Consider the following 21,147-nt stretch of genomic DNA (forward strand, 5'->3'; position numbering starts at 1 on the left):
GGCCTTCGGCTCGGGCGGACGGGCGGCGAGCGCGCTGCGGCCGACGAACGCCTTCAACTGGGTCGCGACATTGCCGCCGAGGCCGCCCCAGGGATCCCATTCCTCGCCCTCGGCGATGCCCAGACTCGCGCGCAAAGTGGCGATCTGGGGCGGGTTCATCATCCCCGAATGATTGTCCTTGTGGCCCGCCAGCGGCAGGCCGAAGCCCTTGATCGTATAGGCGATGAACAGGGTCGGACGCTCGTCCTGCGCGCTATCGAACGCGTCGATCAGCGTTTCCATGCAATGACCGCCCAGATTGGTCATGAGCCGGGCCAGCGCATCGTCGTCGAAGCTGGCGAGCAGCTTTTCGACATTGGGCCGGGTGCCGATATCGACGGTCAGCCGCGCCCGCCATGCCGCGCCGCCCTGATAGGTCAGCACCGCATAATCGGCATTTGGGCAGTTATCGATCCACTCCTCCAGCGTCTTGCCGCCGGGCCGCTTGAACGCCGCCTTTTGCAGCTTGCCATGCTTGAGGGTGAGGACGCGCCAGCCGCAGGTTTCGAAGATATCGTCGAAGCGGCGGAACATGCGGTCCGCGGTGGTGTGATCGAGCGACTGGCGGTTGTAATCGACCACCCACCAGCAATTGCGCAGGTCGTGCTTATAGCCCTCGATCAGGCACTCGTAGATATTGCCCTCGTCCAGCTCGGCATCGCCCATCAGCGCGATCATCCGCCCGGCACCGGCTTCGTCGAGCTGGCCGTGCGCGATCAGATAATCCTGCACCAGGCTGGAAAAGGCGGTGACCGCGACGCCGAGGCCGACCGAGCCGGTGGAGAAATCGACCGGGATCTTGTCCTTGGTGCGCGAGGGATAGCTTTGCGCGCCGCCAAGGCCGCGGAAGCGCTGGAGCTGATCGAGGCTCTGATTGCCCAGCAGATAATGGATCGCGTGCAGCACCGGCCCGGCATGCGGCTTCACCGCCACCTTGTCCTGCGGGCGCAGCGCGTGGAAATAGAGCGCGGCCATGATCGCGGTCATCGACGCGCAGCTGGCCTGATGCCCGCCGACCTTCAGCCCGTCGCGCTTCTCGCGCAGGTGGTTGGCGTTGTGGACGGTCCAGGACGAGAGCCAGCGCAGGCGGGTGTCGAGCAGCTCCAGCATCTGCCGGGTCTGGGCCTGTTCGCTGATCGTCGTCGTCATGGGAAAGCCTCTGGGTCCTAAACCTGCTCGGTCACGATCCGGTGCCGTTGCGTGCCGAGCTTGTCCGCACGGCATGTAACCACGTCGCCGGGTTTGAGATAGACCGGGTTTTCAGCACCATAGGCGACGCCTGCCGGGGTACCGGTCTGGATCACGTCGCCGGGCAGCAGCGTCTGGAACTGGCTGATATGCGAAACGATCGCGGCGATAGCGAATACCATGTCGCTGCTGGAGCCACGCTGGCGCACCGCGTCGTTGACCTCGAGCTGCATCGCCAGCGCCTGCGGATCGCCGACTTCGTCCATCGTCGTCAGCCAGGGGCCGAGCGGGGTGAAGCGGTCATAGCTCTTCCCCTTGCCGTGCTGGCCGCCCATTTCCATCTGCCAGGCGCGCTCGGAGAATTCGATCGACAGGCACAGGCCGCCGATGTGCGACAGCGCCTCGGCTTCGCTGAGATGCCGTCCGGTGCGGCCGATCACGATCGCCAGTTCGATCTCCCAGTCCAGCTTTGCCGCGCCCGGTGGAATCGCTACATCGTCGTTCGCGCCGCACAAGGATGCGATGCTCTTGGCGAACAGCATCGGGTGGGTGGTGAGGGCGAGGCCGGTCTCGACCGAGTGATCGACATAGTTCAGCCCGACCGCGAAGATCTGGCGCAGCCCGGCCACCGGTACGCCCAGCCGCGGCGTGCCCGGCACCAGCGGCAGCCGGTCGATATCGACTGCGCCGAGGATCGCGAGCGCATCGGGTGAGAGCAGTTCGGGCGTCCAGTCCGTCACCAGCGGTGCGACCGAGCGTAGCCGGCCCTCGCCGTCGATCAGCCCGGGCCGCTCCGCTCCCATCTCTCCGTACCGGACCAGCTTCATCGCACTTCATCCCATCCGCCCGGGATGCCCGGGCCTTTGTACGCTCTTGGTCAAAGGGCCGGGCGCAGCGTTGCACCCGGCCCTTCACGCCTTCCCTTGCCGTCGGCCGAAGCCGGACGGATCAGAAGCCGAACTTCAACCCGACGCCGTAGGTCGCCGGATCGCTGACGACGGCCGACACCGCGCCGCCGAAGCGGAACGCCATCACGATGTGCCGGTCGCCGGTGATGTTGTGGCCGAAGACATAGGCTTCGAGGCCGTTGGCCAGCTCGATCCCGGCGCGGGCGTCGAGCTTGTGCCAGCCGCCGGTCGAGACCTGGGCTTCGTTGGCGGCGGTGAAGTAGCTGTTCGATTCCCAGCTATAGCTGAGATTGAAGTTCAGCTTGTTGTCGCCGCCGATCGGCGTCTTGTAGTTGATCGATGCGCCACCCGACCAGCGCGGCGCCTGATTGAGCGCGTTGCCGGCGCGGTCCGCGGTGGGCGCCGGCGTGCCGACGCATTGCGGATCGTTGTTCTGCGGCGTGCCGGTGGTGATGCCTTCGCAGAAATTGGTGTAGACACCCTCCGAATAGGTCGCCTGGGCGCTGAGCGTCAGCCCGTTGACCGGCACCACGATCAGCTCGCCCTCGATACCCGTCACCTTTGCCGAGCCGACATTCTCGATCCGCGAGATCAGCGGCGAGATCAGGCGGCGGAGCTGGATGCCGGCATAGTCGTAGCGGAAGGCCGCGGTGTTGAGGGTGATGCGGCGATCGGCGAACTGCATCTTCGCGCCGCCTTCATAGGCCCAGAGCTTCTCCGCGCCGAAGGTGTTGAGCGCGCCGCCCGCACCCGGCTGATAGGCGAAGCCCGGCGACTGATAGCCGCGGCTGGCCTTCACATAGAACAGCAGGTTGCTGTCCGGCTGGAAGTTCAGGCCGGCCGAGGGCAGGAATGCGGTGTCGTTCACATTGCCGATGATCGGCGGATATTGGCCCGGCGTGCCCGCGGTCGAATAGTCGATCGAGAAGTCGCGCGTCTCGTAATTGACGCGCGCACCGGCCACCACGGTCAGCGTGTCGGTGATGTCGAATTCGAACTGGCCGAAGCCGGCGAGCGCGGTCAGGTGGTTCTGCGCATGCGGGCGCGGATCGAGGCGCAGCTGCGCCTCGGTATAGGCGACCGGATTGACGCGAAGCATCACGTCGCCTTCTTCCTGATAGTAGTTGGCGCCGATGGTGAAGCGCAGCCGCTCACCGGTATAGACGCCGCGGACCTCCTGGCTGAACGTGTCGATCTTGTTGGTGAAGATCGGCTGGATCGAGGTCGCGGTGGTCGCGTCGATGTCGTAGATCGTGAAGAAATCGAAGGTGCGATAGGACGAGACCGAGGTGACGGTGAAGTTGTTCGCCGCCTCGAAATTCATCGTCAGCGAGACGCCGCCGGTCTTCAGCCGGGTGCCGATCTGATCCTCGATATTGGTCGAGACGGTCTTGGTGTTGAACAGCACCTGGCCGCTCACCAGCGTGGCGGGGGTGAAGATGTCCTGCGAGTAGCGGCTGGTGTAATCGCCCGACAGGGTCGCGTCGAAACCGCCATTCTCATACTTCACCCGCGCGCGGCCGGTATAGCTGTCGGTCTTGCCGATGCGGTTGTTGGTCACCGTGTTGCGGTAATAGCCGTCGCGCGACGAATAGGAGCCGGACAGGCTGCCCGAGAAATTGCCGCCCAGCGGACCGGCGACATAGCCGCCCAGGTCGATGCTGTTGTAATTGCCATAGCTGGCGGCAAGCTTGCCTTCGAGCTGCTGGCTCGGCTCGCGGGTGATGATGTTGATCGCGCCCGCGGTGGCGTTGCGGCCGTAGAGCGTGCCCTGCGGACCGCGCAGCACCTCGACCCGCTCGACATCCTCCAGCGCGAAGAAGGCGGCGTCGGGTTTGGCGAGGAATACGCCGTCGAGATAGACGGCGGTCGCCTGGCTCGCGCCGATCGGCACCGGCTGGCCGGCAATGCCGCGCAGCGAGACAAGGTTGGTCGAGTTGACGCCGGCAAAGCCGGTGATCGACAGGCCGGGAATGGCGCCCTGCAGATCCTCGGCCGAGGCGATGCCGCGGCTTTCGAGGCCCTCCGAACCGAGCGCGGAGATGGCGATCGGCACATCCTGAAGCCGTTCGGAACGGCGCTGCGCCGTCACGACGATATCGGCATTGGCGGGTTCGGCCTCGGCCTGTTCTTCGGTGGCGGCCTGTGCCCAGGCAGTGGCCGGCATGAGAGCGCTTCCTGCCAGCAAGAGACTGGCGACACCGAGGGTGCGACCATGGCCGCGCGTGAGAATCTTCATCAGCTTCCTCCCCATATGGGCGCGCCCGGTTATGCGGGCTGCGTGGCAGACCTTAAGTGCGGTCCGGGCCTTTCGGCGCATGATCAGTTTCGATGCAGGCCATGTCGGAAACCAATGGCCCCCTCGCCTGCGCTATCCCGCGAGGTGATCGCGATAGCGGTCGCGCAGCACCTTCTTGTCGATCTTGCCGGTGGCGGTCAGCGGCACGGGGGTGAACACCACCGCATCGGGCATCCACCATTTGACGATACGGGTGGAGAGAAAGTCGCGGACCTCGGCTTCGCTGACCGTCACGCCCTCATGCGTCTCGATCGCGAGCAGCGGGCGCTCCTCCCATTTGGGGTGGAAGATGCCGACCACCGCCGCGATCTTCACGCCGGGACAGGCGACCGCGACATTCTCCAGATCGATCGAGCTGATCCATTCGCCGCCGGACTTGATCACGTCCTTCTTGCGATCGGTGATGCGCATGAAGCCATAGGCGTCGATCGTCGCGACGTCGCCGGTATCGAACCAGCCGTCCGCGTCGGCCGCATCCTCCTCTGCGCGGAAATAGCGTTGCACGCACCATGGCCCGCGCACCATCAACGCGCCGGATTGCTCGCCGTCATGGGGCAGGTCGGCACCTTCCTCGTCGACGATCTTGAGTTCGATGCCGAATTGCAGCCGGCCCTGACGGGTCCAGATCACCTCGTCGAGATAATCCTCGCCCTCATCCGCGAGCTTGGGCGTGGGTGTCGCGACGACGCCGAGCGGGCAGGTCTCGGTCATGCCCCAGAGCTGACGGACGACCACGCCGTATCTCTTCTGGAAGGTCTCGGCCATGGCGCGGGGCACCGCCGATCCGCCGATCACCAGCCGCTGCAACGTGCCGGCATCGCCGCCGGTCGCCTCGAGATGCGCGAGATACATGGTCCAGATCGTCGGTACGCCGCCCGAGAAGGTGACACCTTCGTCGCGGATCAGCTCGTGCAGGCTGGCACCGTCCATCTTGTCGGCGGGCAGCACCAGCTTGCAGCCGTTGATCAGCGCGATGAAGGGCAGGCCCCATGCCGTCGCGTGATAGAGTGACGAGCAGGGCATGATCACGTCGAACGCGGAGAAGCCCAGAGCGCTGTTCAGCCCGCCGGCCATGGCGTGGAGCACCACCGCGCGATGGCTGTAGAGCACGCCCTTGGGATCGCCGGTCGTGCCCGAAGTGTAGCAGAGAAAGGCCGCGCTGTTCTCGTCGAAGACCGGCCATGCGAAGCCGTCTTCCTGTCCGGCCAGCAGGGCCTCATAGCCGGTGGCGCCGACCGTGCCGGGATCGAGCCGGGCATCGTCGGAGAGCATCACATAGTGCCGCACCTGGCCCAGATGCGGCTTCAGCCGCTCGACCAGCGCCAGCATGTTGCGTTCGAAGAAGAGGACGCCGCTGCCGGCATGTTGAATCGTATAGGCGATCTGGTCCTCGGCCAGCCGCGGATTGGCGGTGTGCAGCACGGCGCCCATGCCGGTGACGCCGTAGAACAGTTCGAGATGGCGATGCGTGTTCCAGCCGAGCGAGCTGACCCGGTCGCCCGGCGCGACGCCCAGCGTCACCAGCGCCCTGGCCAATCGCCCGGCGCGGCGTTCGAGCGCGGCATAATCGTAGCGCCAGATCGGCTCGTCGATCAGGCGCGAGACGATCTCGCGATCGCCATGTGCCGTTGCCGCAAAGCGCAGGATCGCGCTGATCTGGAGCGGCGTGGTCTGCATCAGGCCCGGCAACATGGGATATCCTCTCGTTCGTTCGCGGCCTTGGCGCCGCCGATTTGCCCCCAGCCTACAAGCCGCCCCGGGCTGCGCCACATGAAAGCTTTGCGGGCCGCTCATCAACGCTGCTGATGGACCGCCGCGATATCGATCATGGCGCGGGCGGGCGCAGCCTTGCTAACAGGATGGGAAAATCCACAGGAGAGGAAGCCGATGCACAATCCGCGCGTACCGGTATCACTGGTCGCCGAGCCGCAGGACGAGATCGTCGCGGAAGTGTTCGGCCGCCTTGCCGCGGGATCGGTGGGGGTGGTCAACATTCACCGCACGCTGGCCAATTCGCCCGAGGTGTTCGCGGCATTCATCGGGCTGGCCCATGCGCTGCGCTTCAAGACGATCCTCGATCCGGCGGAGCGCGAGCTGGCGATCCTGCGTGCGCTGTTCGTGCATCACGGCGATTATGAGATCGGGCATCACCGGCGTCTCGGCGCGGCGGCGGGGCTGAGCGACGCCGAGATGGACGTGGCGTGCAGCGTGGGTGACGGGGCAGGGCTGACCGATCGCCAGCGCGCGATCCTTGGCTATGCCGATGCCTTTGCGAAGGGCCGGGGGGTGGTGCCCGCGGATGCGGCGGCGCTGACCGGCGTGCTGGACAATCGCAGCGTGGTCGAGCTGTCGCTGACCCTCGCACTCTATGTCGGGCTGGCGCACCTGACTGCCTCGCTCGACGTGCCGGTCGATTGACGCGCGGCGTCACTTCTCCTTAGTTTCGGGGACAGGAGAGGGAATTGGCGTTTCGGGGATCGCTTCAGGACATCCGCCTTTTCGTCGCGGCCTATGAGGAGAAATCCTTCACCGCGGCGGCACAGCGCGAGAACAGCACCCAATCGGGTGTGTCCCATCATATCCGGCAGCTCGAGATGCTGCTCGATGTGAAGCTGTTCGTGCGCGAGAAAGCGGGGGTGAGCGCGACGCCGGTGGCCGACCTTCTCTATCGCCACTGCATCGAATTGCTGCGCTCGCTGGAACAGGCATCGATCGACGTTGCGCGGTTCAAGGGTGGGTATGAGGGCAGCTTTACCGTCGGCATCATCCCCGCGCTGACCCACCGGATCGCGGCGCCTGCGCTGCTGCGCTTCAACGCGCTGCACCCCAATGTGAAGGTGCGCATCGTCGAGGCGTACAGCACGATCCTGCCCTCGATGGTCGCCGCCGACGATGTCGATTTCGCGATCTGCACGCTGCAGGGCGGCGCGCCAGGCGTGGAGGCGCGCGCGCTGTTCACCACGCCGGAATGCCTCGCCTCGCGCCACGATCCGCAAGACGGCGAAGCCTGGCCCGGTGCGCCGGTCAACATCATCTGGGCGAGCGGGATGGAGGCGCGGCGGACCGCGATCATCGCCGCGCTGGCGGCCAAGGGCGTCGAGATCGGCGCGTCGTTCGAAGTCGATTCGGCGCTGGCCTCGCTCGATCTGGTTAGCCGAAGCGACTGGCGGATGGTCAATCCGCTGGTGATGTTCGATCCGGTCGCCGATGCCGGCAGGCTGCGCGTGCGGCCGCTGGACGATTTGTCGTTCGACGTGATGCTGTTGCGGCGGACCAGCACCCAGCTCGCGCCCGAAGCCGAGGCCTTTGCCGAGATCATGATCGAGGAAGCGCGCCGCGCGACCGATGCCTGGGGCGTCGCGTCCGCCGTCACCGCCGGCTGATTTCATCAGGGGGTCCGATGGACCCGGCGTAAATTCATCATGCCCGCCGCGCCGCCGCTGCGCGTAAGCTCCGGCGCAGCGAACATGCCCGGCAGGGCAGACCAAGTGAGAGGACGCAATGCCCAAGGAAATCCGCCTGAACGCGCTCGAGCAGGGCAATCCGAGCTTCCAGGCCTTTGGCCTCTGGGCGCATCCGAACGATCGTTCGATGGATTACACCAAGCTCAGCTACTGGACCAATTACGCCCGGATGCTGGAGCGCGGGCTGTTCGACAATTTCTTCCTGGCCGACGTGTACGGCATCCCCGACGTTTACGAGGGCAAGGCCGACGCGGCGCTGCGCAACGGATCGCAATCGCCCAGCCTCGATCCCGCGATCGTGGTGGCGGGCATGGCCGGCGCGACCAGCAATCTGTGCTTCACCATGACCGGCAGCGCCTCGTACGAGCAGCCCTATCAGTTCGCGCGGCGACTCTCGACGCTCGACCATATGACCGAGGGCCGGCTCGGCTGGAACATCGTCACGTCGTATCTGCGCAGCGGGGCGCTGGCGATGGGCAAGCCCAGTCTGACCGAGCACGACCTGCGCTACGAAATGGCCGATGAATTCTGCGAAGCGGTCTACCGGCTGTGGGAGGAAAGCTGGGCCGAAGGCGCGCTGCTGAAGGATAAGGAGAAGCGCCTCTATACCGATCCCTCGAAGATCAAGGAGATCGTCTACGAGGGCCAGTTCCACAAATTCCGCGCGATCCATGCGGTCGAGACCTCGCCGCAGCGCACCCCCGTGCTGTTTCAGGCAGGTGGTTCGGAGCGCGGGCGGCAGTTCGCGGCGACCCATGCCGAGGGCGTCTATCTCAACGGTACCAAGCCCGAGCTGGTCAAGGCGCAGGTCGGCCGGGTCCGTCAGGCGCTGGCCGATCAGGGCCGCGATCCGCAATCGGTGAAATTCTTCACCGGCGTGTCGGTGTTCGTCGACGAGACCGAGGCGCTGGCGAAGGCGCGCTATGAGGACTATCGCAAATATACCAGCTTCGAGGGGCTGATCGCCGCCATGTCCGGCATCATGGGCATCGACCTGTCCAGATATCCGCCCGACGAGATCATCCAGTACGAGAAGAACGACGCCAACCAGTCGGCGCTGGAGATGTTCACCCGCGGCAACCAGTGGACGCTGCGCCAGGTGCTTGAGGAAAAGGCGCTGTGCGGCACCAATGTCGCGATCATCGGCGATCCGGGTCAGGTGGCGGAAGAGATGATCCGCTGGATGGACGAGACCGATATCGACGGCTTCAACATCGCCCGCATCGTCAATCCCGAGACGACCGAGAATTTCATCGAGATGGTGGTGCCTGAGCTGCAGAAGCGCGGCCGCTACAAGACCGAATACCGGCCCGGCACCTTCCGCGAGAAGCTGTTCGGCTATTCGCGCATCGCGCCCGATCACATGGCTGGCAAGTTCCGCCGCTGATCGGGCGTTCCCCGGCGGCCCTCGGGTCGCCCCAAATCCGCCGGGGAATCGACTAACGCAAACGCTTGAGAAGCTGGTCGCGCGCTTCGGTGAACGAATCGATGAGTTCGACCAGCAGCGAGGGGTCGGCCATGTCGACGAGCCGGCGCATCGTGGGGCGTGCGGACAGGCGCTGCCACCAGTCGCTCAGCGCGGGCAGTTGCTCCCAGGCCGGTGAGAGCCCGACTTCGTTCAGCCGCAGCATGATCGGCGCCATCGCGCAATCCGCCAGCGTCAGCGTGTCGCCGGCCAACCAAGGTTGGCGCGAGAGGACCTCGTCCATCCGCTTGAGCATTTCGCGCAGCTTCGCGAGGCCAGCTTCGGAGAAGGGCGAGGCGAGGCCCATGCGGATGCATTCCTCGCGCATCATCCGCGCATTGTGATCGGTGAGCGAGGCGAGCATCGCCGCCAGTTTCTGTTCGTCACCCGGCATGCCGAACAGCTTGCGCAGGAAGGTGGCGGCGGTCGGCGCGCCGAGGGCGGGGAAATACTTCTCGTCGATCCACTTCATCCACAGGTTCATCTGCGCGCGGCGCACCGGATCGGCGGGCTGAAGCGAGGGGCCGTCATAGGCCTCGTCGATGTAGCGCATGATCACCGTGGACTCGACCAGCACCTGCCCGTCGTCGAGCCTGAGCGTCGGCACCAGCCCGTCGGGGTTCATCGCGCGATATTCGGGGGTGACCAGATACATGCGGTCGACCTCGACCGTGGGCAACGGCGCGCCCTTTTCCAGCAGCGCGAACAGCGCCTTCCGCGCGCAGGTGGCGTGGTGCATCACATAGAGTTCGGCCATTCGTCGCGTCCCGCTATTGCGCCAGCATGCGGACCTGCACCGCTTCGTAATCCGCCGAATAGCCGAGATCGACATAGGCGGCACCCTCAGGCACTACCAGCAGATCGCCGGCCTCGGCACGCATCGCCCCGCCGCCGGTATCCACATCGTTCCAGCCCTGCATCACCATGGTGAAGCGCCAGGCATCGTCATGGCTGCGCATGCCGGGTTCGAACGCATCGACCCGTGACCTGACCAGCCGGCGGATCGCGAAGCGGCCGTCGAGGCCGCCGGCAACCGGATAGCGATATTCGATCACTCCGTCGGTCACCCCGATCCGTTCGGCGGCGCTGGGGCCGAGCGTTGCGGCGGGGGTCACTACATCGCGCGGCGGCATCGTGGCTTCGGTCGTGCCGAAGCTGCCGGGAAAGGTGATCTCGGCGACCTGATAATCGGCCGAAGGCGCGCTGACGTCGTGCAGCACATGGCCGGGGATGAACAATATGTCGCCCTTGATCGCGCGGGCATAGCTGTCGCCGCGATAGCCCAGCTCGATCGATCCCTCGAGCACCAATGCCACCTGAAGATCGCAATCGTGATAGTGCCACGGGCTGCCGAAGGCGGGCTTTTCCGCGAACTGATCGGGCACGGTGGAAATGGCGCGGGCGAGGCCGCCGGTCAGTTCCTGCAGCTTGTAGTCGATCGTCCAGCCCGCCGCCGAACGATGCGCCTGCCCGGGCTGGTGCGGCAGCTCGATGCGGAAATCGGCTGCCTTGCGGAGCGATGCGGTGCCTGCGGATGCCGTGATCGTCGCCATATCCTCGTCCCTGATTTTCCCCGGTTATATCAGTCCTTGCCGGCCGCGGCGCATCACGATTTCCCGGCCGCCTCATGCGGCTGGCTGATGGCGAAGCGGGGAAGGGTGAGGAACATCGCCGCCGCGCAGGACAGCCCGATGGTCGCCGCGATCAGCACCGGATCGTATCCGCCCGCCAGATCCGCCCAGAAACCGTAGAGCGAGGTGGAGGTCAGCGTGCCGATCACCATCACCGTGAACAACATGCCATAGACCCGGCCGAACATGGTGGCGGGGAAGTAGCGCGAGGCGAGATAGGCGGCGAGATCGAACTCGGCGCCGATCACCAGCCCCACCGCGATCGCCCCGAACGGCGCCATGCCTGCGCCGCCGAATGCCAGCAGCGCGACGCCGCCCGCCGACACCGCGGTGACCACCAGCGCGACGTGCGGCGCGAACACCCGGTCGATCACCACGCCGGTGATCAGTCGCGAGACGATCATCATGCCCCCGATGATGCCGGCATAGGCTGCGGCTTCCTTTGCCGACATGCCGCGATCGTTGAGCAGCGGTATGAAGTGGACCAGCAGCCCGGTGATCGACACCTGGACGAGGAAGAAGCTGAGTGCGAGCTTCCAGAAGACCGGACGGCCGAGGATCGCGGCAAAGCCACCGCGTGCGGTCTCGACCGCTTTCGCGACCACCGGCTTGGCCTTTTCGTGGCGCCATACCGGAATGGCGACCAGCGGCGTCGCGACCAGCAAGAGCACGACCAGCGCGAGATAGGCGCCGCGCCAGCCATGCAGCGCGGTGACATGGCTGAGCAGGCTCGGCCCGATCATCGAAGTGATGCCGATGCCGGCAAGACCCAGCCCGAGCGCGGTGCCGCGTGCCTTGTCGAACGCCGCGGTCAGGATGCGCGACATGATCAGGGTCGAGGCGCCCGATCCGATCAGCCCGAGCAGCAGCAGGACCGCGAGATAGAAGGGATAGCTGCCGTCGAGCAGGCTGAGCGCGCCGAAGCACAAGGCGCCTGCCAGCAGCGAGACCGGCAGCATCACCCGCACGCCGCTCTTGTCCGCCAGCGTGCCTGCCGCGGGCGCGAGCAGGGCGGTGGTGGCGAGGAACAGGGTGACGCCGAGCGAGGTCATGCCGCGCGTCCAGCCGAACTCGGCCTGCAGCGCCGGCATGAAGATGCCTGCCGTATAGGGCACCAGCACCGTCGGCCCGATCGCGCTGCCGAGGATCACCGCGGCGATCAGCACCCATCCGCGGCGCAGTTCGGCCCCGGCTGTCGCCGCGCCGTCGCTTCTGTCCATGCATCCTTCTCCCAGGGGTCAGGCTAACAGCGGCGCCGTTTGCGCGATCATGAAGAATATCGGCGCGGTGCATGCGATCTTTTGATGAGGGGCAGGCGCGGCGCGGGCGATAGCCAGCGGCAAAGATCAATCGGGAGAGGAGGCGCGCATGGCGGCAGGCGATGTGGCGATGCCGGTCGGGATGATCGGGCTGGGATCGATGGGTATGTGCCTGGCGCGGCGGTTGATCGCGGCGGGCCGCGAGGTAATCGGTTACGATCCGGTTCCGGCGACGATGGCGGCGTTCGGCGAGGCGGGCGGGCATGCCGCACAGGATGTTGCCGATGTCGCGGCGCGCGCGGACCTGCTCATACTTGCGCTGCCGACGGTCGAGATCTTCCGCGACGTGGTCGGCCAGATCGCGGCCTGCCCGCGTACCGGCATCATCCTCGATATCGATACGCTGCTGCCGCCCGAGAAGATCGCGGCGCGCGACCGGCTGGCGCCTGCGGGCTGGACGATGCTCGACTGCACGATCAGCGGCACGCCCGAGATGGTCGCGACCGACAGCCACAGCTTCTATGTCAGCGGCGATGGCCGCGATGCGCCGCAGGTGCGTGCACTGGTCGAGCAGATCGCGCTTAAGCGTTTCGACATGGGCGATTTCGGCAATGCCGCGACGATCAAGCTGATCATCAATCACATGGTGATCGCACACAATGTGGTGGCGGCCGAGGCGATGAGCCTTGCGGTCCATGCGGGACTCGATCCGGCGCGGGCCTATGAGACGATCGCCGCAAGCGCTGGGAGCTCGCGCATCTTCGAGCTGCGCGGGCGGATGATGGTGAGCGAGGCGTATCCCGACGCCGCGATGTACGCGCTGATCGTCGACAAGGATGCCGAACTGATCGCCGATATGGCGCGGAGCCTGCGTCATCCGGTGCCGATGCTGGCCACCGCCGTGCAGCAGCATGTGCTGGCGATGGCGCAGGGATGGGGCGGCAAGGACCCGGCGTCGCTGGGATCGATGATGGAGCGGCTGGCGGGCGTCACGCGGAGCAAGGCGTGAGCGCAGCCGGATATGACTATATCGTGGTGGGGGCCGGGGCGGCGGGATGCGTGCTGGCCGCGCGGCTCTCCGAAAACCCGTCTCGCCGGGTGCTGCTGATCGAGGCAGGACCGGATCATGCGCCGGGGCAGGAACCGGCCAGCGTGCGCGATTGCTTTCCGTCGTCCGTGTCCGAACCCGATTTCTTCTGGCCCGGACTGATCGCCGAAGTCGGGGCGAAGCCGGCGGGGGGCGGCGCGCGTTTCTCCCGCCCCTATCACCAGGCGCGGATGATGGGCGGGGGCTCCTCGATCATGGGCATGCTCGCGCTGCGCGGGCTGGCGAGCGACTATGACGAATGGGCCGCGATGGGGGCGACCGGCTGGGACTGGGAAGGCGTGCTGCCCTGGTTCCGCAAGCTGGAGAGCGACCGCGATTTCGGCGGGGCGATGCATGGCGATAGCGGCCCGATCCCGATCCGCCGCCACCCGCAAGAAGCATGGCCGCCGTTCTGCGCGGCGGTGGGGCAGGCAATCTCTGCGCGGGGGCATGGCTCTCTCGACGATGCCAATGGCGATTTCCGCGACGGGCTGTTCCCGCTGCCGATGAGCAATTTGCCGAGCGGGCGGGTGTCGTCGGCGATGGGCTATCTGACGCCTGCGGTTCGCGCGCGGCCCAATCTGCAGCTGATGTGCGGCGCGACGGTCGAGCGGCTGTTGTTCGAGGGGAAGCGCGTGACCGGCGTACGGGCCGGCGGGACGGAGATTCGCGCGCGGGAGACGATCCTGAGCGGCGGAGCGATCCATTCGCCTGCGCTGCTGCTGCGATCCGGGATCGGGCCGGGCGCTGCGCTGGCCTCGCTGGGGATAGCGGTGGTGGCGGACCGGACTGGGGTCGGCGCGCAGCTGATGAACCATCCGGCACTGTATCTCGCCACCTGGCTGGATCGCGGGTCGCGCCAGAGCGTGTCGCAGCCGGGCTGGTGCCAGGATGCGCTGCGCTATTCCTCGGGCATGGCCGGATGCCCGGCGGGCGACATGTTCCTGTTCGCGTTCAACAAGACCGGCACGCACGCGCTGGGCCGGGCGATCGGATCGATCAATGTCAGCGCGTACAAGAGCTTCTCGCGCGGATCGGTGACGCTGCGCAGCGCCGATCCGGTGGCGATGCCCGAAGTGCGGTTCAACCTGCTCGACGATGCGCGCGACCGTGAGCGGCTGATCGCCGGGGTGGAACTTGCGCTGGCGCTGATGATCGCGCCCGAAGTGGTGGCGCATCATCGCGAGAGCTTCGTTGCGGGCGGGCCGATGGTTGCGCGCGTGTCGCGGCCGCGCGCCGCCAATCGTGTGCTTTCGTCGGTGCTGCGGGTGCTGCTCGATACGCTTCCGATGGTGCGGCGGCGGGCGCTGGCGGGGATGACGATCGATCCGGCGGCGTTGCTTGCCGATCCCGCCGCGCTGGAGGCGTTCGTGCTGCAGCATGCTTTCCCGATGGGCCATGTCTCGGGCACCTGCCGCATGGGGCCGCCGGACGATCCCGGCGCGGTCTGCGATCCGCAGGGGCGGGTGATCGGCGTTGACGGCCTGCGCGTCGCCGATGCCTCGATCATGCCAAGCATCCCGACCGCCAACACCCATATCCCGACGCTGATGATCGCCGAGAAGCTGGCCGCTTCGTTCGGTTAGAGTCTGATCCGCGCACGCGGATGCGGTGCCGGCCCGCTAACTGAAAGCGACTCTAGACGGGGTCCTGTCCCGAGATCGGCATGTCGAGCGACAGGCCGGCATGTTCGTAGCCGCGGCGGAAATCGGCCATGTGCCGGTGCATCCATAACCGTGCCGCGGGCAGATCGCGCGCACGCAGCCCCTCGACGATCTCGCGATGCGCGTCGAGCAGGCGCTGCGGCGAACGGTCGCGCGTCTTCGGATGGGTGAACAGACGGTCGAGCGAGGGGTAGAAGAGCTGCGACACCGGCTCGCGCGACAGCAGCAGCACGCGGTTGCGAGTGGCGTGCGCGATCAGCGCGTGGAAGGCGACGTCGAGCGCGATGATCGATTCGCCGCGTTCCAGCGCCAGCGCCATCGCGGCGATATTCGCATCCAGATCGGCGATCAGCGCGTCGTCCACCTGCTCGGCGAGCAGGTCCATCGCCAGCAGTTCGAGCTGCATCGCCACTTCCCAGATCTCGCGGAACGACACCTGCTGCATCAGCAATGCGCGCGAGGATTGCGAGGCGAGCGCGTCGTGCTTGGGGCGGGTCACATGCAGGCGGCGGCCGGCGTCGCGCTTGACCAGACCGCTCTGTTCGAGCGCGCGCATTCCTTCGCGCACCGTGTGCCTTGTGACGCCGAACTTCTCCGCCAGCTCCGTCTCGGTCGGCAAAGGCTGCCCCGGCGCCAGCGCGCCGCTCATGATCGCATCCTCCAGCGCCTGCTGCACCGCCTGATAGGCGCGGGCGATCTGAAGCTTCCCGAACTGCATCAAAAATCCTTTGTCCAACAATCCAACAATTGATAGATGCCGCGCACCCCGATGCCAATGGGGAATGCCTGCCGGAAAAGGTCAAGGCACCGGCACCGGGCTGGGTCGCGAGCGAAGGGATTTTGGCGATGGGTATCGAACTGGGAACGCGCGTGGCGATCGTGACCGGGGCCGGCGGCGGACTGGGTGCGGCGCATGCGGTCGCGCTGGCGGCGCGGGGGGCGAAGGTCGTCGTCGCCGATCTGAACGGCGATGCCGCGGCCGAGGTCTGTGCCCGGATCGAGGCGGCAGGCGGCGAAGCGATGGCGTGCGGCGTCAGCGTCGCCGATTTCGCGGGCGTGCAGGCGATGTGCGAGGCTGCGCTCAGCCGCTGGGGCCGGATCGATATCCTGGTCAACAATGCCGGCATCCTGCGCGACCGCACCTTCGCCAAGATGGAGCTCGACGATTTCCGGCTGGTGCTCGAAGTGCATCTGATGGGATCGGTGAACTGCACCAAGGCGGTGTGGGATACGATGCGCGCGCAGAATTACGGGCGGATCATATTCACCACCTCGTCCTCCGGCCTGTACGGCAATTTCGGGCAGGCGAATTACTCGGCGGCCAAGATGGGGCTGGTCGGCCTGATGCAGACGCTGGCGATCGAGGGCGAGCGCTATGGCATCCGCGTCAATTGCCTGGCGCCGAGCGCGGCGACGGGGATGACCAACGAACTCTATTCGCCCGAGATGCTGGCGGGCCTCGGTCCGGATCTGGTCAGCCCGGTGATCGTCGCGCTGTCGAGCGAGGATGCGCCGAGCCGGGCGATCCTGCTGGCCGGGGCGGGCAGCTTCGAACAGGCGCATGTCACCATGACCCAAGGCCTGTATCTGGGCGAAGGCGAAGGCGTTGCCGACACGCTGCTGGCACGGCTGGGCGAGGTTGCCGCCCGCGAAGGCGAAGCGATCCCCGCGCGCGGCGAGGAACAGTATCGCTACGAGATGAGCATGCGCGCGGCGCATATGGTGCGCGCATGACCCCGGTCTATATCGTCGCGGCGCAGCGGACCGCGATCGGCACCTTTGGCGGGTCGCTCAAGGACGAGACCCCGGCGGTGCTGGCCACCACCGTCACCCGTGCCGCGCTGGAAGCCGGTGGCGTCGATCCGGCGACGGTCGGCCATGTCGTGTTCGGACAGGTGATCCCGACCGCGCCGCGCGACGCCTATCTGGCGCGGGTCGCGGGGATCGAGGCGGGGATTCCGCAGGAAGTGCCTGCGCTGACCCTCAACCGGCTGTGCGGTTCGGGCCTGCAGGCGGTGGTGTCCGCCGCGCAGATGCTGATGCTGGGCGATGCCGACATTGCCGTGGCGGGTGGCAGCGAAGTGATGAGCCGTGCCCCCTATTTCGCGCCGATGACGCGCTGGGGCCAGAAGATGGGCGATGCGTTGCTGGTCGATGGGCTGAACGGCGCGCTGACCGATCCGTTCGGCGCCGGGCTGATGGGCGTCACCGCCGAGAATGTCGCCGAGCGGCACGGCGTGGATCGCGCGCGGCAGGATGAATATGCAGCCGAAAGCCATCGCCGCGCGGCCCGGGCGATCGCGGAAGGGCGGTTCGACGGGCAGATCGTGCCGGTCGAGGTGAAGGCCGGCCGCGCCACGCGGATGTTCGACACCGACGAGCATGTCCGCCCGGACGCCGATGCGACCGAGCTGGGCAAGCTGCGGACCATCTTCCGCAAGGACGGCACCGTCACCGCGGGCAATGCATCGGGGATCAACGACGGTGCGGCGGCCTTGGTGCTGGCAACGGCGGATGCGGTCGAGCGTCATGGGCTGACGCCGATGGCGAAGATCGTGGCGTACGGCCATGCCGGTGTCGATCCCGCCTATATGGGCATGGGTCCGGTCCCGGCGACGCAGGCGGCGCTGGCGCGGGCGGGGCTTTCGATCGCGGACATGGACGTGATCGAATCGAACGAGGCGTTCGCGGCACAGGCCTGCGCCGTTTCCGATGCGCTGGGCTTCGATCCCGAGCGGGTCAATCCCAATGGCAGCGGCATCTCGCTCGGCCATCCGGTTGGCGCGACCGGCGCGATCATCGCCACCAAGCTGGTGCACGAACTCGCGCGGACCGGTGGACGCTATGGGCTGGCGACGATGTGCATCGGCGGCGGACAGGGGATCGCGCTGATCGTCGAGCGGGTGTGACCCGGCTCAGCCGCCGCTGAACGAAGCGCGCAGGCTGAGCTTGTCGATCTTGCCGGTCGAAGCGAGCGGCATGCTGGGCACGCGCACGACCGAATCCGGGATCCACCACGACGCCACCCGGCCGCGCAGCGCGCCGAGCAGGTCTTGGTCCGAAATGTCCTGATCCTCGCGCAGCTCGACCAGCAGCATCGGACGCTCGCCCCATTTATCGTCGCTGCGGCCGATCACCGCGGCGAGCGAGACCTGCGGCAGCGCGCAGACCACCGCCTCGATCTCGGCGGGGTTGATCCATTCGCCGCCCGACTTGATCAGGTCCTTGGCCCGGCCGGTGATCATCAGGTTTCCGCGCCGGTCGATCTTCGCCAGATCGCCGGTATCGAACCAGCCCTCGGCATCGGCGCAGGGCGTTTCCTGCCCGAAATAGCGCTCGATCACCGCCGCGCCGCGCACATGCAGCCGGCCTTCCCGATCGCGCTGGTCGGCCAGCGGATCGCCCTTCTCGTCGGCCAGCATCAGATCGACGCCGAGCGCGGGACGGCCCGAGATGGCGGCGGGGCGATCCGCATCGGTCATCACGCCGAAGGTGCCGACCGGCGACAATTCGGTCATGCCCCAGCTGGTCTGCACCGCCACGCCGAGCTGGTCCTCGATCCGCGCCATCAGCGCAGGCGGCATCGGCGCGCCGCCGACGGTGATCCGCTGCAGCGAAGGCAGCCGCGTGCCGGTCGTTTCCAGATGCTCGCACAGGCCGAGCCACACCGTCGGCACGCCGACCGCGATGGTCACATTCTCGCTCTCGATCAGCCGGGCGAGGCTGGCGCCATCGGTATGGCGGCCGGGCAGGACCAGCTTCGCGCCGGCACCCGGCACCGCGAAGGGCAGGCCCCAGGCATTGGCGTGGAACATCGGCACCACCGGCAACACGCTGTCGGTGCTACGCACGCCCAGCACGTCCGCCTGCATCAGCCGCAGCGTGTGGAGGAAGCTGGAGCGATGGGTATAGGTCACGCCCTTGGGCGCGCCGGTCGAGCCCGAGGTGAAGCACAGGCCGCTCGGTGCGGTCTCGTCGAAGCCGCCCCAAGCGATGTCGAGCGATGCCGCCTCGATAAGCGGCTCGAGCGTCGCGCCGATCCCGGGCGAGGCTTCACCGTCGATCACCAGCACGCGTTCGAGATGCGGCGCTTCCGCGACGATCTTTGCCGCCAGCGGCTGAAGGTCGGCGCTGACGATCAGGATCGTCGCGCCCGACTGGCCGAGCATCCAGGCGAGCTGGGTCGCGGTGAGGCGCGGGTTGAGCGTGTGGCACACAGCCCCCATGCCCATGATCGCGTACCATACCTCGACATGCGCCTGGCTGTTCCATGCGAGCGTCGCCACGCGATTGCCCCGCACCACGCCATAGTCGCGCAGCAGCGAGGAGACCTTCAGCGCGCGCTGGCGCAGTGTCGCATAATCGACCCGGCGATTGATGCCGCCCTCGCCCGCAGTGACCACCTCGGTATCGGGATGCCATTTGGCGGCATGATCGAGGATCCGGTCCAGCGTCAGCGGAAAGGATTGGATGCTCCCGTCGATCACCGGCAGGCTTCCACGGCAGGCGGCAGTGCAGGCGAGGCGACGCCGACATTCCAGTTCCACGGGATGTTGCCCATTGCGCGGCGGCGGCACACGACCTGGTCGTGCAGCCGGTACTGGCCGGGCATCAGGTCCGTCGCGACGCGCGGCGTACCGGCAAAGATCATATAATCGGCTCGCTTGTTGTGGGACGGCCAGGCCGGCTGGCCCGGCGCCTTCGGCACGCCGGAGCGGGCGAAGGACGTCCAGTAATCGACCATCGCATCGGAAAGCGTTCGCTCCGCCGCGGTGTCGGGGAATTTCGGCCACAGTGCGGTGACCTGTCCGATCGTGCCGAACATGTAGGGCACTTCGGAGGCGTGGAAGGCATGGATGCCGGCCTGATCGGCGGCAGGCGTGCCATGGTCGAAAAAGTAGAGATACGCGGGTTGCCCGATCCGCGCCTGTTCGCGCACCAGCCGCTGCGAGGTCCATCCGAAGAAGCCGTCGCGCGCCGCGCCGAAGATGCCGCCATCGATGTCGCTGGCCGGATAGAGGCGGAGGAAAGCGTCGGCCAGCTCGCCATAATTGGCGCGGATCGCGGCTTCGTATTTCGCGGGATCGAACTGCGAGACGTCGGGCAGCATCGGCAGGATCGATTTCATCGTGCGGATCTCGCCCGCGGTGAAACCGGTCATCAGCGGTACGCGCGCCTGCTCGCCGCGCTCGAACGTCTCGATCAGCTGGCGGGGCAGGATCTTGCCGTCGACGATGGCGGTCGAGGCGAACCGGCCCTGCGCCAGCGCGGTGAGGCGCGGCCCGTCGATCGCGCGCAGATCGGCGAGGGTCCTCGCGCCGGCCATGGCGGCGAAGCCCGATCCGGTGCTTTCCGCAGAGGGCAGGCCATGGCTCGCCTGCTTCAGCTCCGGGATGTTCATCAGCGATGCGCTCTGGACGATTGCCCTGGCGAACAGGCCGCGGGCATCGGGTGCGGCGAGCAGGTGCAGGATCGCGAGGCCGCCCGCGGATTCGCCCGCGATGGTCACCTTCGCCTTGCTGCCGCCGAACGCGGCGATGTTGCGGTTGACCCAGCGCAGCGCAGCGATCTGATCGAGCAGGCCATAATTGCCCGACACGCCCCGCGGCGATTCCGCGCTCAGTTCGGGATGGGCGAAATAGCCGAAGATTCCGAGGCGATAGTTGATCGAGACGACCACCACGCCGCGCTTCGCCAGCGCCGCGCCGTCGAACATCGCCTGTTGCGAGGAGCCGCGGACCAGATTGCCGCCGTGTATCCACACGAATACCGGCGCATTCTTCGCCTTGGCCGGTGCCCAGATGTTGAGCGACAGGCAATCCTCGCTCATCGCCGGATAGGTTTCGGCATAAATGCTGCCGGCGGGTGCCGCAGGCTGCTGGCAGGCGGCGCCGAACGCGCTCGCGTCGCGCACGCCGGACCATGCGGGAAGGGCATCGGGTGCCTTCCAGCGCCGCTCGCCGACCGGGGGCAGCGCGTAGGGGATGCCGCGGAAGATGCGCTCGCCATTGGCTTCGACGCCCTGCACTGCGCCTGCAGGCGCGCGAACGACCGGACCGGCCTCTGCAGGCGCGACCGCGCACAGGGCAGCGGCGCATAGGGTCGCGGCGTTCAGGGCCGCGATGCGATGGGCAATCGCCATG

General features: G+C 67.0%; 16 protein-coding genes and 1 pseudogene. 7 read left to right on the forward strand and 10 right to left on the reverse strand.

Annotated elements, in window-relative coordinates; all coding sequences use genetic code 11:
* From P1X14_RS08875 to P1X14_RS08890, 4 genes and pseudogenes are all read right to left on the reverse strand, one after another.
* A pseudogene (locus P1X14_RS08875) lies at positions 1-1,188 on the reverse strand (transketolase); the annotation flags it as partial.
* Positions 1,189-1,205: 17 nt separating this feature from the next.
* The gene (locus P1X14_RS08880) at positions 1,206-2,054 is read right to left on the reverse strand and encodes a fumarylacetoacetate hydrolase family protein (RefSeq protein ID WP_277314981.1); all 849 of its coding nucleotides are present in this window, start codon (positions 2,052-2,054) and stop codon (positions 1,206-1,208) included.
* Between the two features lie 121 nt (positions 2,055-2,175).
* Positions 2,176-4,374: a TonB-dependent receptor gene (locus P1X14_RS08885; RefSeq protein WP_277314982.1), complete on the reverse strand. Its 2,199-nt coding sequence runs from the start codon at positions 4,372-4,374 to the stop codon at positions 2,176-2,178.
* A 132-nt stretch (positions 4,375-4,506) separates the two neighbouring features.
* Positions 4,507-6,126, reverse strand: coding sequence for a long-chain fatty acid--CoA ligase (locus tag P1X14_RS08890; RefSeq protein WP_277314983.1), 1,620 nt, complete (start codon positions 6,124-6,126; stop codon positions 4,507-4,509).
* A 195-nt stretch (positions 6,127-6,321) separates the two neighbouring features.
* Here P1X14_RS08890 and P1X14_RS08895 point away from each other — a divergent pair, with 195 nt between their 5' ends.
* From P1X14_RS08895 to P1X14_RS08905, 3 genes are all read left to right on the forward strand, one after another.
* On the forward strand, positions 6,322-6,852 hold the full coding sequence (locus tag P1X14_RS08895; RefSeq protein WP_277314984.1) for a carboxymuconolactone decarboxylase family protein: 531 nt from the start codon (positions 6,322-6,324) through the stop codon (positions 6,850-6,852).
* A gap of 44 nt (positions 6,853-6,896) precedes the next feature.
* Positions 6,897-7,817, forward strand: a complete 921-nt coding sequence (locus P1X14_RS08900; RefSeq protein WP_277314985.1) for a LysR family transcriptional regulator — start codon at positions 6,897-6,899, stop codon at positions 7,815-7,817.
* A gap of 118 nt (positions 7,818-7,935) precedes the next feature.
* Positions 7,936-9,285, forward strand: a complete 1,350-nt coding sequence (locus P1X14_RS08905; RefSeq protein ID WP_277314986.1) for an LLM class flavin-dependent oxidoreductase — start codon at positions 7,936-7,938, stop codon at positions 9,283-9,285.
* Positions 9,286-9,337: 52 nt separating this feature from the next.
* On the opposite strand, the gene P1X14_RS08910 is transcribed toward P1X14_RS08905, so the two are convergent.
* From P1X14_RS08910 to P1X14_RS08920, 3 genes are read right to left on the reverse strand one after another with little or no spacing between them, the layout of a single operon-like run.
* Positions 9,338-10,120 (reverse strand): glutathione S-transferase family protein, encoded by a 783-nt coding sequence (locus tag P1X14_RS08910; RefSeq protein ID WP_277314987.1) that lies wholly within the window; start codon positions 10,118-10,120, stop codon positions 9,338-9,340.
* A 13-nt stretch (positions 10,121-10,133) separates the two neighbouring features.
* Positions 10,134-10,916 carry an AraC family ligand binding domain-containing protein gene (locus tag P1X14_RS08915; RefSeq protein WP_277314988.1) on the reverse strand — a complete coding sequence of 261 codons (783 nt, stop codon included), beginning with the start codon at positions 10,914-10,916 and terminating at the stop codon, positions 10,134-10,136.
* Positions 10,917-10,969: 53 nt separating this feature from the next.
* Positions 10,970-12,214 (reverse strand): MFS transporter, encoded by a 1,245-nt coding sequence (locus P1X14_RS08920; RefSeq protein ID WP_277314989.1) that lies wholly within the window; start codon positions 12,212-12,214, stop codon positions 10,970-10,972.
* A gap of 148 nt (positions 12,215-12,362) precedes the next feature.
* On the opposite strand from P1X14_RS08920, the gene P1X14_RS08925 reads away from it, so the two are divergent.
* Together P1X14_RS08925 and P1X14_RS08930 are read left to right on the forward strand one after the other, a co-directional pair.
* Entirely contained in the window at positions 12,363-13,262 is a 900-nt protein-coding gene (locus P1X14_RS08925; RefSeq protein WP_277314990.1) for an NAD(P)-dependent oxidoreductase, read from the forward strand.
* Positions 13,259-14,926, forward strand: coding sequence for a GMC oxidoreductase (locus tag P1X14_RS08930; protein ID WP_277314991.1), 1,668 nt, complete (start codon positions 13,259-13,261; stop codon positions 14,924-14,926). Before P1X14_RS08925 ends, P1X14_RS08930 begins: the two co-directional genes overlap by 4 nt.
* 52 nt (positions 14,927-14,978) lie before the next feature.
* On the opposite strand, the gene P1X14_RS08935 is transcribed toward P1X14_RS08930, so the two are convergent.
* Complete coding sequence (locus P1X14_RS08935) at positions 14,979-15,722, reverse strand: FCD domain-containing protein (RefSeq protein ID WP_277314992.1); 744 nt, start codon at positions 15,720-15,722, stop codon at positions 14,979-14,981.
* 128 nt (positions 15,723-15,850) lie between these two features.
* Between P1X14_RS08935 and P1X14_RS08940 the strand changes: the two genes are divergently transcribed.
* Together P1X14_RS08940 and bktB are read left to right on the forward strand one after the other, a co-directional pair.
* A complete protein-coding gene (locus P1X14_RS08940; protein WP_277314993.1) occupies positions 15,851-16,738 on the forward strand; it encodes an SDR family NAD(P)-dependent oxidoreductase in 888 nt (295 codons plus the stop codon).
* Positions 16,735-17,913 carry a beta-ketothiolase BktB gene (gene bktB, locus P1X14_RS08945; RefSeq protein WP_277314994.1) on the forward strand — a complete coding sequence of 393 codons (1,179 nt, stop codon included), beginning with the start codon at positions 16,735-16,737 and terminating at the stop codon, positions 17,911-17,913. Before P1X14_RS08940 ends, bktB begins: the two co-directional genes overlap by 4 nt.
* Positions 17,914-17,919: 6 nt before the next feature.
* Here the strand turns inward: bktB and P1X14_RS08950 are convergent, their stop codons facing one another.
* Entirely contained in the window at positions 17,920-19,491 is a 1,572-nt protein-coding gene (locus P1X14_RS08950; protein WP_277314996.1) for an AMP-binding protein, read from the reverse strand.
* The gene (locus P1X14_RS08955; protein ID WP_277314997.1) at positions 19,488-21,146 is read right to left on the reverse strand and encodes a carboxylesterase family protein; all 1,659 of its coding nucleotides are present in this window, start codon (positions 21,144-21,146) and stop codon (positions 19,488-19,490) included. The genes P1X14_RS08950 and P1X14_RS08955 overlap by 4 nt, the downstream gene beginning before the upstream one ends.
* Position 21,147: the final 1 nt, after the last annotated feature.

The organism is Sphingomonas sp. AOB5 (genome assembly GCF_029433115.1).
Lineage (GTDB): Bacteria > Pseudomonadota > Alphaproteobacteria > Sphingomonadales > Sphingomonadaceae > Sphingomonas.